Below are 12,685 nucleotides of genomic sequence, written 5' to 3' on the forward strand. Positions count from 1 at the left end.
TGATGTCAATACAGCAGCAGATGTAAAAAAATATGTAACAGTGACCAGTTGGGCCAGTGGAACCACTGCTTCTGCTATCAGCCAGTCAGTCAATTATGCAGCAGGTCAATTGTATAAAAATACAGTTACAGATGAAGATGGAAACAAAACGATTGAGTTCAAGAATGGAAAAGGACAGGTTGTAATGGTGAGAAAGGTCATCAATGCTACCGATAACGCAGACACCTATTATGTGTATAATGAGTACAACCAATTGGCTTTTGTTATTCCTCCCAAAGCAGCCATAGTTTCTGATGTTAATACGGTACTAGGCAGTTTATGTTATATTTACAGATATGATGGAAGAAACAGACTTATTCTAAAGAAATTACCCGGTAAGGATTATGAGTTCATGGTCTATGATAAGCAGGATCGATTAATTATGACCCAGGATGCAGTGATGGGAGCCTCCAAGCAGTGGCTTTTTACCAAATATGATCAGTTTGGAAGAGTAGCCTATACAGGAATTTATACATCAGCACAAGTATCTGGAACAGTGGGAAGAGCTACAGAACAAGCATTGGCAGATGCAGCGGGAAGTAATAATGTAGCAAGAACTACTTCTGTAGGATTTATTGTGGGTGGTCGGGGTGCTTATTACAGCAATAATACTTCCAGTTATCCCAATACAATTACTTCACTTTTGAGTATTAATTATTATGATACCTATCCGGTGTACAGCTTCAATCCTACTTTCCCTACAAATATTTTGGGAACGCCTGTCATTACCGATAACTCTACAGCAAATACGGTGAGTACAAAAAGCCTTCCTGTGATGACTCTGGTTAAAAATATAGAAGATAATAACTGGACAAGTAATTATACGTACTATGATAGCAAAGGAAGAGCAATAGGATCTCATTCGATTAATCACTTAGGAGGATATACCAGGACAGAATCGCAGCTGGATTTTACAGGAACAGTAAAACAGGCTATAACAAGACATAAAAGGTTAGCTACAGATACTGAAAGAGTTATTGAAGAGAATTTCATTTATGATCAGCAAAATAGACTATTGACCCATACTCATAAGGTAGATAATAATCCTGTTGAAACTTTAACTCAAAATGAGTACAATGAACTTTCTCAACTAAAGAGCAAACAAGTAGGAAGAACAGAGCCTTCTAACCCATTAGTAGGAGCCGCGTTTCTTCAACAAATTGACTATAAATACAACATTAGAGGCTGGATGACCCAGATCAATGATCCATCTACTTTAGGAACAGATTTGTTTGGGTATAAGATCAAGTATAACCAGGTTGAAGGATTAGAAACTCCTAATATGGATTATTCTACCCTAAAAGTAAAACCCAGATATAATGGTAATATAGCAGAAGTAGATTGGAAAACCTCTACCATTCCTAATGATAATATCAGAAGGTATGGATATGTATATGATAATCTGAACAGGTTATTAGCTGGATTTTACCAAAAAGATACCAATCCATCAGGAAAGGAGTATTTTGAAAAGATGGATTATGATTTGAATGGAAACATTACCAATCTAAAGAGATCAGCAGACCTACTTTCGGGAGATCCAACTTCAAAGTTAATAGACAACCTAAAGTATGATTATATAGGTAATAGACTTACAAAAGTAACCGAACAACAACAGAACTCTAGTGGCTATCCTTATTTCGCTACTCCCAATGCTATTGGCTATGATTTAAACGGAAATATTACTAAAATGGAAGATAAGGGAATTTCTAAAATCAATTATAATTTTTTAAATTTACCTAACTTTTTTGATACTACAGGTTATGGCTCGAGTACATATACGTATAGGGCTGATGGACTGAAAATAAAAAGAAAAGATATTTTCACGTTAGTTCAGATTACAACGGAAACAGATTATTTAGATGGATTTCAATACGAAAATGGTTTATTAAAATTTGTTCCTACCTCAGAAGGATATTATAATTATCAAAATGGAAAGTATGTTTATAATTATACGGATCATTTAGGAAATGTTAGATTGAGTTATCAAAAAGGAACCTCAGGAATAGAGATTACTGAAGAAAATAATTATTATCCTTTTGGATTGAAGCATGAAGGTTATAATGTTTTAGCAGGAAATCCTTCATACCAATATAAATATAATGGTAAAGAATACCAAAGCTTTTTGGGTATGTATGATTATGGGGCGAGGTTTTATATGCCTGACTTAGGAAGATGGGGTGTGATAGATCCGCTAGCTGAAAGATCAAGGAGATGGAGTCCTTACAACTATGCTTACAATAATCCTATTAGGTTTATTGATCCTGACGGAATGCAAAATGAAGATTGGGTAAAAAGGGGAAATCAGGTGTTTTATGACGCTGCTATAAAATCTCAAGCGGATGCAGAGGCAGCATATGGAAAGAATACATTACATCTAGGTGAGGGAAGTAAAATTACAACAAGTGTAAATGGAGAAGTAGCTTCACAATATACATTTCATGATAATGGGACTGTTTCAGACATGAGCGGAAATACGATTGATAATACTCAAAATATTGATACAGAAGGAGGTAATACAATATTTAGTAATTGTTCAGAATGTTTAAATCCTGGTACTCTTGGTAAAAATTTATTGTGGCTAACTTATCCTGGTGGGGATAACCCAACGACATACGGAATCAATGGGAAAGGTGCAAAAGCTAGTTACGAATATGTGCCTAATTTTCTGTCGGAATATCCTGCAATTGGTCACGATAGAAGATATGATAATTTAGGGACTGCGGGAGCTTCCGGTTTGTTAACAGATACAAGAGCAATTGGAGCAGATTATAATTTTGTTAAAGAGGAACTTCAAATTGCCCTTAATCCATTTGTTGGAATTTTAGATAGAGCTGCAGCAGGAGTACTTGGGGTTGGATTGGGTATTGCAGCAGCTCCAAAAACAATTTTTAAGATTGTCACACAACCTCAATTTGGGCCTATACAAATAGGAAATGATTATAAAGAATCTAGTGTGGGTGTTACTAACATACCTAAAAGATAATTATGAAAAAAACATTTATTATTAATTTAGTTTGTTTATTTATAGTCTTATCTTGTAAAGACATTAATAAATTTTCTGCAGGCAGCTATCCATATGCAGAAACATATGTAATTCACAAATCAGAAAAAGAAGTAATTAATACAATTATTAAATTAAAAGAAGACAATTTAGATTATAAAGTCCCCAAATTACAATGGGCTGGCAAAGAAACAGAATTATTAGATGGAAGAGATTCTCATTGGTATTATTTTTATTTTTATTTTAAAGATACAAATGATATTGTAGAGTTTTGGACAAGAGCAGGTAATAGACCAAACGAAACGAAAATAGGTTTATTTAGCGTAAGCAAAGGTTTAGATGGTTCAGCCCATTTAGTTAATAAAGATCTATCAGACAGGGAAAATACGGAAATCAAAAGAGAATTTGAGAAACATATTATTGATAAAGTTAAATAATTTCCCCCCGCGCTGCCGCATGAATCCTTTCGTGTGGCATTTAAGACTTGAACTAAAAACCAATCCAGGAAAACCAATTCCTGGATTTTTCATTTCAATATCTGACAACTATCGGTTTGATATGAAAAAGAATACATACAGATAAAATAAACAGAACATCTGCTAAGATGTGACTTAAAATCCTAAATTTGTAATGCAACAAATAACAACAACTTACACAATCACTAAAAACAATTTCTATGAGAAAATTAAAATTACAGATGCAAATGACCATTGATGGTTTTGTATCAGGGCCTAATGGCGAACAGGATTGGGTATGGCTGAGTCCACCGGATGAAGTAGGCTTTCAAAAAATAGTTGAACTGGCTGAGACCAGTGACACACTTTTATTGGGACGAAAAATGACACGTCAATTTATTGATCATTGGGAAAATGTAGCCGATAATCTACCAGATAACCCTACGAATACTTTGGCAAAACTAATCGTAGATATGCGAAAGATTACGTTTAGTCATACGGAAACAAGTATTGCCGGAAGAAATCTAGAAGTTGAAAACAGGGATTTGACTACTATCGTAGAAGGATTAAAAAAAGAATCAGGTAAAGATATTCTTGCTTACGGAGGCGCTGATTTTGTGAGCTCTTTGATCGATCAGGATCTCATTGATGAATATTATATCATCGTGAATCCTGTTGCGATTGGAAAAGGGCTTCCTATTTTTAATGGCAGAAAGGTTTTAAAATTAGAAAGCTCTACACCCTTTAAAAGTGGAAAAGTACTGAATAAATACTTGCCGGTTAGAGAAAGTTGATAACTATTATGCAAATTCAATGACTTTGAATACTAACTTAAAAGAGGCTGTCTCAAAAGTCAAATAATTTGGCTTTTGTCATTCTGACGAAGGAAGAATCTCTTTTATAACGAAATAAATGAGATTCTTCACTACATTTCATTTCGTTCAGAATGACACTTTTAAGACAGCCTCTTTTTTTATTTAGAAATTCTTGAAATGGCTCTTTTTGCTTTTCTGTGTGCTTTTCCAATTTTAAAATTAAACCACCTTTCCTTAAACAAATTCCGCATGGCATTATCGAAATGTCTGATCATGACAAGATTCTTAAATCCACGCCATTTTTCAAGCCAACTGGAAGGCAAGGCTCTGATCGAAACAGAGTATCCTTCAGTTTCATATTGGATATAATGCCACCATCCTGATGGAATATATAATGTTTCTCCAGGATGAATAATTGCTTCATAACCTTTTATATATTTCAAAGCTGGAAACTGATCATAATCAGGTTCTTTGATGTTGGCTAAACTATGAAAGTTATACGGTAATTTGTACATGAGGCTAGATTGTTCCCACGGGAATAACCATATTTTCTTGATGCCTTGAAATTGAGTGATAAAAACATGGGACATATCAATATCAATGTGATTTCTTGTGATAGATCCCTCGCCTCCAAAGAACATGAAAGGAAGCCATTTTAAAATTTTTCCATTGGTGACATCATTGTAATGAATATCACTTTTCATTTCCGGTTTTATCGTGAGCAGATTGAAAAGGAAAAGCCTTTGCTCTGTAGGCTGAGAGCTGATGAGGTCCAGATATTCGGAAAAATGAGTTTGAGAGATTGGTTTGCTGGCGACTCTGTCTAAAGATTCTAAATCACTTCCATAAATATTCACCAGATGATTACCTGCAATCTCTTTAAAATAGTCATAACTCCATTTTGTAAAGGCAGGGCTTTCAGAATCAACGAAATCTTCTAATATAATAGGGAGGCGAGGTTTCATATATTGATTCAGAAAGGTCCTGGATGATATTTTTCTAACTTTTTGTACGGTTGATAACTTCATTTTTAGAATTTAAAGGACAAATATAAAATTATTATCCTACTAAATTAGTAGACTAATTGTTAAAATGAACGTTTTAACTCAATTTTTTAGAATACCAATCATAAAAGACTATACTTTACCGCCTTTTTACTAAATTAGCGCATCTAAAAAATTACTAAAAATGATCTCTGAAAAATACCTTCAAAATTTACAAAACGAGCTTAAAAATATCGAAAACGACGGACTTTATAAAAGAGAAAGAATTATCACTTCTCAACAAAGTGCTGAAATAGAAGCTAACGGTAAAAAGCTGTTAAACTTCTGTGCAAACAATTATCTGGGATTATCGAATAATCCTGAAGTAATGAAAGCTTCTCAGGATATGATTGCCTCTCACGGATATGGAATGTCATCTGTTCGTTTTATCTGCGGAACTCAGGATATCCATAAACAATTAGAAGAAAAGATTGCTCAGTTTTTAGGATTGGAAGACACAATCTTATATGCAGCTTGTTTTGATGCTAATGGAGGTGTTTTCGAACCATTATTTACAGAAGAAGATGCTATTATTTCTGATGAATTGAATCATGCTTCTATCATTGATGGTGTTCGTCTTTGTAAAGCAGCGAGATACCGTTATAAAAATAACAATATGGAGGATCTGGAAGCTCAGTTAAAGGCAGCTTCTGAAAAGAATCACCGTTTCACGATCATCGTTACTGATGGGGTTTTCTCAATGGATGGTATTGTTGCGGATCTGAAAGGTGTTTGTGACCTTGCCGATAAATATGGTGCTTTGGTAATGGTGGATGATTCTCATGCTACTGGTTTCATTGGAAAAACAGGCCGCGGGACGCATGAAGCCAATGAGGTTATGGGTAGAGTAGATATTATTACTTCTACTTTAGGAAAAGCATTGGGAGGTGCATTAGGAGGATTTACTTCCGGTAAAAAAGAGATCATCGATATGTTGAGACAACGTTCGCGTCCATACTTATTTTCCAATTCATTAGCTCCCGGAATTGTAGGTGCTGCTTTGAAAGTTTTAGATATGATCTCTGATGATACTTCACTTCGTGATCAGGTAATGGAAAATGCAGAATATTTCAGAACAGAAATGAAAGCGAAAGGTTTTGATATTCCTGATGGAGATGCTGCAATCGTTCCGGTAATGCTTTATGATGCACCATTAGCTCAGAAGATGGCAGAAAAACTAATGGACGAAGGAATTTATGTAATTGGTTTCTTCTATCCGGTAGTTCCGAAAGGAAAAGCAAGGATAAGAGTTCAGCTTTCTGCAGCTCACACAAGAGCACATTTGGATAAAGCAATTGCTGCTTTTGAAAAAGTGGGGAAAGAACTGAATGTAATTTCTTAAAAATATTTAAAAAATTAGAACTGAAGCTTTGGGATTGTTCAGCTATTTCTATAGCTGATGATCCCAAAGTTATTTCAAAGACTGGAGTGACAGATGTAAGTACGGCTATCATATCATTTTATAAAAAATAGAAAGTTTTTAAAATGCTTTACACAATAATCAAAGCACTGCACATTATTTTTATGGTCAGTTATTTTGCGGGGATCTTTTATCTCGTAAGAATATTTGTTTACTATAAAGATACCGATGAATTCTCTGAAGAAAAGAAGAGTATCCTAAGAGAGCAATATACTTTCATGGCCAGAAGGCTATGGAATATTATTACCGTTCCGGCGGGAGTTATTATGGCTGTTTGTGGCTTGGTAATGATCTTCCTGAATACCGGATTGATGAAAATGCCCTGGTTTCATTTAAAGCTGACATTCCTTGTAGGTCTGGCGATCTACCACTATTGGTGTTGGAAAAAAGTTCTTCAATTAAAGGCTTTGAATGGGAATACACTGGAAACAGCGAATATAAAATTAAGACAGGCCAATGAAATTGCCACATTCATTTTATTTCTGGTGGTCTTTACTGTTATTTTAAAATCTATGGTTATTGAATACTGGTGGCAATTAATTGCAGGATTTTTCGTTCTTGTATTTTTAATCATGATGACCGTAAAACTTGTCAATAAAAACAAAAAAAAGAAACAATAGTAAAAGGAACTGTATTTACATGAATACATTTTACATTTTACATTTTACAAAAAAACTATGATTGCAATTTTTAAAAAAGAACTTTGGAGTTACTTCGGAAACTGGAGTGCATGGATCATCATCGCAGCCTTCAGTCTGATAGCGACTCTTTTTTTGTTTTTTTTCGATAATGATTCTAATATCTTTGAGATCGGAATGGCCTCTTTACAGAGCTATTTTGTTTTGGTCCCGTGGTTATTGATGTTTATCATTCCTGCACTTTCCATGAAAACATTTGCAGAAGAACAACAGACCGGAACCTTAAACTGGTTGTTTTCCCAGCCTTTAAAAGTTTCTGACTTGGTATTAGGGAAATTCCTTTCCGTTTGGGTGGTTGGAATTTTATGCCTGATCCCTTCACTGATCTATTTATATACGGTTTATGTTTTAGGAGTTCCTACAGGAAATATTGATTTGGGAATGACTTTGGGGAGCTATATTGGATTGATCATGCTTATTGCAGCATTTTCGGGAGTTGGAATTTTAGCATCTTCACTTTCTCAGAACCAGATCATGGCTTATCTGTTAGGCGTTTTTATGTGTTTCATCATGTATTTTGGAATCGAGCAGCTAGCGAGTTATAAATTATTAGGTGGAGCAGATTTTATTCTACAGAATATAGGCTTTTATCAGCATTTTCTTGGATTTACAAGAGGATTGATCGATTTTAAAGATGTGGCCTATTTTGTTCTGATCATAGGAGTTTCATTAGTATTGTCCAATCATTTTATCAATAAAAAGAAGTAGAATTATGAAGAAGATATCCTTTAAATCTCCATTAGGAATTTTACTGTTTGTGATCCTGCCATTGGTTATTATTTTGGCCATTTCAGGAATCAGATTGGATTTAACGAAAGAAAAAAGATATACCCTTTCCGATAACACCATTAAAGTGTTGGAATCTGTAAAAAAGCCTTTAACTGTTGAGGTTTATTTAGAAGGCGATTTTCCGGCAAGTTTCAAGCAATTACAGAGTGAAACAAAGTTTATGCTGGAAGAGTTCAGAAAGATCAATCCAAAAATAGATTTTAAATTCATCGATCCTATCAAAACCAAAATGTCTCAGGACACTTTGATGGCTATGGGAATGCAGCCTTCAATCCTACCTGATGTGAAAGATGGTAAGGTTTCACAGATCGTATTGTTTCCATATGCTGTGCTGAAATACAACAAAGGGGGAGTTTCTATTCCATTGGTGGTACAGCAGGCAAATATCAATGCGGATGAACAGCTGACAAAATCTATTGAAAACTTAGAATATAATCTTGTTTCCAATATCAAGAATATTGCAACTGATAAGAGAAAGAAGATAGGAGTGTTAGTGAATCAGGATGAATTAAGTCCGGATGAGTTCCAGGGTTTCATGCATTTGGCTTTAGAAAACTACGATGCAGGGCCTGTCATTCCTAAAAATCAGGTTGAACTCAGCGTTGCAGATGTTCCATTATTAAAACAGATGAGCGCTTTGGTGATTGCAAAACCAAGAAAAGCATTTACAGATGGGGAAAAAGTGATTCTCGATCAGTACATCATGAATGGCGGAAAGACATTGTGGATGATCGATGCTGTGAATGCTGAAATGGATACGTTAACCCGATCTAAAAAAGTAATGCCTTTCCCTGTTGACATCAATATGACAGATTTCTTCTTCAATTACGGAATCAGAATCAATCCTGCCTTGGTAAAAGATGTAAAGAAATTTGCCTTGTTAAGATTAGTAACAGGAGAGGTGAGTGGTAACCCGCAATATACAAGCCTTCCTTGGCCCTATTTCCCATTGGGAATTGCTGAAAAGAATGATCCGATCACTAAAAATATCAATCCGGTAAAATTTGAATTTCCGACATCGATTGATACATTAGGCAGAAAGAATATTAAAACCAAAGTTCTCTTTGAGTCCAGTGAAAGAACTTTATTAAAGCAGGTTCCTAATTATGTTGACCTGAAAGAAATCTCAAGTGTTGACAGTCTTGGACAAATGGAAAAACCTAGTACTCCGAAAATCTTTGCTGTTGCACTGGAAGGGAAATTTACTTCCGCATATGCATCAAGAATTGAAAGAAAATCATATCCAGGTTTCAAGAGTGAAAGCCCAAATAATAAAATGATTGTCATTGCAGATGGTGACGTGGGAAGAAACAAAGTAATTAAAGGACAGCCTCTTCCACTAGGAGTAGATTTGATGACCAATGAGCAATTTGGAAATGAACAGTTTTTGAAAAATGCTTTAGATTTTCTTTTGGATGACAGTAACCTGATGGAGTTGAGAAACAGAAATATCGAAGAGAGGTTATTGGATAGACAGAGAATCACCGAAGAAAAAACGAATTGGCAGTGGCTTAATTTATTGCTTCCATTAGCGATCATTGGATTGCTGGGAGGGTTGTTCTTCTGGTTGAGAAAAAGAAAATTTAATTAAATGATATATAAAAAGAGAAACCGTGAGGTTTCTCTTTTTATATTTATTCTTTATCTTTTATCTCATCGCCATCGCCATTAACCTTACTGTCATCATTATCTTTATCAAAATTCCTTATCTTTATGTATTTTTTTAAGATATCAAGATCATAGCTATTTTTAGAAAAAAACGAAAGGTTTTCATTGAATTCGTTTAGGTTTTTGAGGCTTTCAAATAGTTTTATGTGGTGTAAATTCTTATTTAATGATTCATTAAAATTAATTGCAGACAAGTAATTAATATTGCTATTTTGCCAATGGTTAATTTCTTTAACTTCATCTATAGTTTCTTGTTGAATTTCTTCAGATTGGCTAGCAAATTCTAGAAACCGATCAGTTGTATATAAGTGGAATAATTGATTACTTTCTTGATAGGATTCTTGTAGAAGTTCAGGTCTTGGAGATAAAGTTTGTCCATTAGTTCTTAGCCACCAATCTTCTTTAACATCATCTATAATGAATATAAATGGTTTGGATTTATTTTTAGATTCTTTTAATAATTCCTTCCAAATTATCAAATCACCAAATTTATTCGTTTTTTTATCATTGTCTTTATAGCCAGGAGGTATTTTATTTAAGTAACGTTCATTTCCTTCTTTTTCTATTTCCCCAATTTCTTTTTTGTTGAACGGAACCCCAATTTTTTTATCTATAAATATGTTTGATATGGAGTCAAGAATTGTATCTTTTTTTAACAATTCTAAAAAGAATAATTTCTTGAATTCTAAATCTTTGATTGTTTCGGATAATGATTTTTTAAAATTTTCTAATACTTTTTTACTTAGATGCGGAGTTTTTAAATTTTTAACAATATCATTTTCTAATTTGAGAAAAGACTTAATAGTTTCATCGTATATTGTTATTTGTTCTGAAATTACAGTTATTCTATTTTTGTGAAATTCAAACGCTGACTGATGTGTTAAAAAGATTTGTTTAGAATACTTTCTTATTATTTTCAATAATTCTTTTCTGGTTTCATCAGAATATCTATATAAATTGAAAAGTACATTAGTATCTAATGTAATAAAGCCATCTTTCCATATTACTTTTATTTCATCTTCAGTTAATGGATAATAGCCCCTAAATTGAGCTTTCATTTTTGATTATTATTTATAGTTTGAACAAATATATAAATAACAAACAAAAAGAAAAGTTATAACTTTTCAACTTTTGCTATATTTTTTAATTAACCTAAATATATTCTTTTTAACTTTTTAATTTCATCAAGTGGTATATAAGTTATTGAATTCAAATCTCCATTATCTTCTTCTAACAAAACAAGTAATTTATGATTACCCTTATATCCTTCAATAGTTTTTTCAATTAAATCAATTTTTGTCAAAGTCTCATCTTTTAATAAGATTAAGGTTTTATCGTAAATTTTTCTTACTAAGCTAAAATGCTCATCAATGATAGTCTTAGAATCGATGCATCTATATTTTTTTAAATCATTTTTAACCACTTCTCCCCATGAATCATAATTATTTAAAAGAAAATCGACATTCATCATTAAAAATATTTTGACTAGAGAACTATTAAAATTAGATTCATATTGAGTTATTGGTAATCCACAATGTTGGGTGTAATTTCGCAGTTTATATATAAATCTATAAGAAAATTCTTTATCATAAAGGAAATTTAGGTATCCTTTAAAGTCTTCTTTCTCTTTTATATTTAACATTCTAGGGACATGATCAACAAGAGTTCTAAACGAACTTAAATAATTTATAAACTTTCTGTTAGATTCAATTTTAAATCTATTTAGGTATGATCTGTTTAATATTAATGGAGATTTTGAATTATCTAGTAGTTCTAGAGAATTTTTATTAATAGTTTCTATAAAATCATTATAGTTGCCATATAAAATTTGAAAATAGTTGTCAATTAACTCAAATCGATAAATCGAATTTATATTTGAAATAAGTTCTTCATACTGTTCGGTACTAAGATTTATTAATGAATCAACTATTTGTGTGTTATCTTTAATTATTTCTTTAGCAATTGTTATTTTCATATGCTAAAATTAGTTGGTTTTTATTTCAGTTTTGTTCCAGACTTAAATTTGTGTTGAAACTATTCTGATGTAAGGTCGTCTTTTATTTAAACCTCGGCTTTTTAAAATTATCTTTTTACTTTATTTGCCCTCTATCCCGTATCGCTTCTCCAAGCACTTCAATATTAATATCCTTTAAGGTTTTGAACTTAATACAATATCCAGTCACACTTGCTTTTCCTATTTTTTCTCCATAGGTTTGAGGCAAATAAGTTTTATCATCAATACCAAGGATATAAACAGAAATCCCTGTTGTATTAGCGCTGAGACCTACTTGATAAAAATCCCTGGTACTTCCGTCAGCATACTTCATGGTTCGAAAACCATATCCAATATTAGGATTGGAAACGGTTTTTCCCTCATCATTTTTCCCATCCAGAAACCATAATTGACATTTAGGCATTACTTGCAGAATGTACTGATGCAGCGCTTCCATATCACGACGTTTAGACTCTGCTTGAGTGGAAATATAATGGGTGATTTGTTCTTCTGTGGTCATAGAGTATTTAGTTTTTTTATGAATGAAAAAGTAACTTTTTTTAATGTAAAGCAAAGATATATTTTTTGCGAATAAGACTAGTTAAGGCTTTAAATCAATGAAATTGATTTATCAGAAGCAAGCTTAATTAGTGACGAAGTCACAACTCTTTGGCAACTTATTATATAGCGGTTTGTTGCTAAAACTTTGCGTTTAAAATTAACCATAAAAGTCATAAAAGTTTTAGACACTTTAGCTTATATAA

11 protein-coding genes are annotated in these 12,685 nt (G+C 33.0%); 7 read left to right on the top strand and 4 right to left on the bottom strand.

Annotated features, from left to right (window positions below; genetic code table 11):
• The 3 genes from JHL15_RS08505 to JHL15_RS08515 all read left to right on the top strand — a co-directional run.
• On the top strand, nucleotides 1-3,022 hold a 3,022-nt coding region (locus JHL15_RS08505), incomplete at its 5' end, for an RHS repeat domain-containing protein (protein WP_200245060.1).
• 2 nt (nucleotides 3,023-3,024) lie between these two features.
• A complete protein-coding gene (locus JHL15_RS08510; RefSeq protein ID WP_200245061.1) occupies nucleotides 3,025-3,477 on the top strand; it encodes a hypothetical protein in 453 nt (150 codons plus the stop codon).
• Between the two features lie 239 nt (nucleotides 3,478-3,716).
• Entirely contained in the window at nucleotides 3,717-4,289 is a 573-nt protein-coding gene (locus tag JHL15_RS08515; RefSeq protein WP_200245062.1) for a dihydrofolate reductase family protein, read from the top strand.
• A 179-nt stretch (nucleotides 4,290-4,468) separates the two neighbouring features.
• Here JHL15_RS08515 and JHL15_RS08520 read toward each other — a convergent pair whose 3' ends face one another.
• Nucleotides 4,469-5,338, bottom strand: a complete 870-nt coding sequence (locus JHL15_RS08520; RefSeq protein WP_200245063.1) for a cupin-like domain-containing protein — start codon at nucleotides 5,336-5,338, stop codon at nucleotides 4,469-4,471.
• A gap of 160 nt (nucleotides 5,339-5,498) precedes the next feature.
• Here JHL15_RS08520 and kbl point away from each other — a divergent pair, with 160 nt between their 5' ends.
• The 4 genes from kbl (at nucleotide 5,499) to gldG (ending at nucleotide 9,851) form a co-directional block, all read left to right on the top strand.
• Nucleotides 5,499-6,695 carry a glycine C-acetyltransferase gene (gene kbl, locus JHL15_RS08525; protein ID WP_200245064.1) on the top strand — a complete coding sequence of 399 codons (1,197 nt, stop codon included), beginning with the start codon at nucleotides 5,499-5,501 and terminating at the stop codon, nucleotides 6,693-6,695.
• A 143-nt stretch (nucleotides 6,696-6,838) separates the two neighbouring features.
• Nucleotides 6,839-7,393, top strand: coding sequence for a CopD family protein (locus tag JHL15_RS08530; RefSeq protein ID WP_200245065.1), 555 nt, complete (start codon nucleotides 6,839-6,841; stop codon nucleotides 7,391-7,393).
• Between the two features lie 57 nt (nucleotides 7,394-7,450).
• The gene (locus JHL15_RS08535; protein ID WP_200245066.1) at nucleotides 7,451-8,179 is read left to right on the top strand and encodes an ABC transporter permease; all 729 of its coding nucleotides are present in this window, start codon (nucleotides 7,451-7,453) and stop codon (nucleotides 8,177-8,179) included.
• Between the two features lie 4 nt (nucleotides 8,180-8,183).
• Entirely contained in the window at nucleotides 8,184-9,851 is a 1,668-nt protein-coding gene (gldG, locus tag JHL15_RS08540) for a gliding motility-associated ABC transporter substrate-binding protein GldG (RefSeq protein WP_200245068.1), read from the top strand.
• A gap of 43 nt (nucleotides 9,852-9,894) precedes the next feature.
• Here gldG and JHL15_RS08545 read toward each other — a convergent pair whose 3' ends face one another.
• The 3 genes from JHL15_RS08545 to JHL15_RS08555 form a co-directional block, all read right to left on the bottom strand.
• Nucleotides 9,895-10,986 (bottom strand): PIN-like domain-containing protein, encoded by a 1,092-nt coding sequence (locus JHL15_RS08545; protein WP_200245069.1) that lies wholly within the window; start codon nucleotides 10,984-10,986, stop codon nucleotides 9,895-9,897.
• 89 nt (nucleotides 10,987-11,075) lie between these two features.
• Nucleotides 11,076-11,903 carry a hypothetical protein gene (locus tag JHL15_RS08550; protein WP_200245070.1) on the bottom strand — a complete coding sequence of 276 codons (828 nt, stop codon included), beginning with the start codon at nucleotides 11,901-11,903 and terminating at the stop codon, nucleotides 11,076-11,078.
• 115 nt (nucleotides 11,904-12,018) lie between these two features.
• Entirely contained in the window at nucleotides 12,019-12,441 is a 423-nt protein-coding gene (locus JHL15_RS08555; RefSeq protein ID WP_200245071.1) for a DUF1801 domain-containing protein, read from the bottom strand.
• Between the last annotated feature and the right edge of the window lie 244 nt (nucleotides 12,442-12,685).

Origin of the sequence: Chryseobacterium paridis (assembly GCF_016595215.1) — a bacterium.
Taxonomy (GTDB): domain Bacteria; phylum Bacteroidota; class Bacteroidia; order Flavobacteriales; family Weeksellaceae; genus Chryseobacterium; species Chryseobacterium paridis.

Coding starts and splice junctions, on each gene's coding strand:
- JHL15_RS08510 (WP_200245061.1), top strand. CDS start 3,025: ATGAAAAAAACATTTATTATTAATTTAGTTTGTTTATTTATAGTCTTA.
- JHL15_RS08515 (WP_200245062.1), top strand. CDS start 3,717: ATGAGAAAATTAAAATTACAGATGCAAATGACCATTGATGGTTTTGTA.
- JHL15_RS08520 (WP_200245063.1), bottom strand. CDS start 5,338: ATGAAGTTATCAACCGTACAAAAAGTTAGAAAAATATCATCCAGGACC.
- kbl (WP_200245064.1), top strand. CDS start 5,499: ATGATCTCTGAAAAATACCTTCAAAATTTACAAAACGAGCTTAAAAAT.
- JHL15_RS08530 (WP_200245065.1), top strand. CDS start 6,839: ATGCTTTACACAATAATCAAAGCACTGCACATTATTTTTATGGTCAGT.
- JHL15_RS08535 (WP_200245066.1), top strand. CDS start 7,451: ATGATTGCAATTTTTAAAAAAGAACTTTGGAGTTACTTCGGAAACTGG.
- gldG (WP_200245068.1), top strand. CDS start 8,184: ATGAAGAAGATATCCTTTAAATCTCCATTAGGAATTTTACTGTTTGTG.
- JHL15_RS08545 (WP_200245069.1), bottom strand. CDS start 10,986: ATGAAAGCTCAATTTAGGGGCTATTATCCATTAACTGAAGATGAAATA.
- JHL15_RS08550 (WP_200245070.1), bottom strand. CDS start 11,903: ATGAAAATAACAATTGCTAAAGAAATAATTAAAGATAACACACAAATA.
- JHL15_RS08555 (WP_200245071.1), bottom strand. CDS start 12,441: ATGACCACAGAAGAACAAATCACCCATTATATTTCCACTCAAGCAGAG.